Genomic DNA, 593 nt, shown 5'->3' on the forward strand with positions numbered 1-593 from the left:
AGGTGGGGGATGAATCGCCCGGTCCAAAACTCTTTTTCTCTGTGACAGATATGACGAACAAAAGTTCGTCATTCCGTCAGATTCTCCCTCCCTCTCTGCGGGTATCGGATGAGGCAGACACATCACGATCTTCGGAAGGGAGGAGGGACGGACATGCTGAAAGGATACACATACAGGCTCCACCCGACGCCGGCACAGGCCGAGTTCTTCATCAAGACGATCGGCTGCGCCCGGTTCATCTACAACAAGCTGCTCGAGGACCGCATCGCCATCCGCGAGGAGGCGAAAACGGGGAGCGGAACGAGACGGAAACCGGCGACACCCGCCTCCTACAAGCCCCTGTTCCCGTTCCTCGCCGAGGCGGACAGCCTCGCGCTCGCGAACGCGAAGCTGAACCTCGACACGGCGTTCGCGAAGTTCTTCGCCGGGACGGGCGGCTTCCCGGTGTTCAAATCGAGACGGCGGTCGCGCGCCTCCTACACGACGAACAACCAGCATGGCACGATCCGCATCGAGTCGGGAAAAGTCCGGCTGCCGAAGGTCGGGTTCGTGCGGTTCACACAACATCGCCCGTTCGAGGGCGTCATCCGGTC

At 61.0% G+C, this 593-nt stretch carries 1 protein-coding gene; it reads left to right on the forward strand.

The features are described 5' to 3' along the window. Positions 1–153 precede the first annotated feature (153 nt). On the forward strand, positions 154–593 hold a 440-nt coding region (locus KNO99_RS15285), incomplete at its 3' end, for an RNA-guided endonuclease InsQ/TnpB family protein (RefSeq protein WP_214750087.1).

The sequence above is a fragment of the Exiguobacterium sp. s189 genome (assembly GCF_018617615.1).
Taxonomy (GTDB): domain Bacteria; phylum Bacillota; class Bacilli; order Exiguobacteriales; family Exiguobacteriaceae; genus Exiguobacterium; species Exiguobacterium aestuarii_A.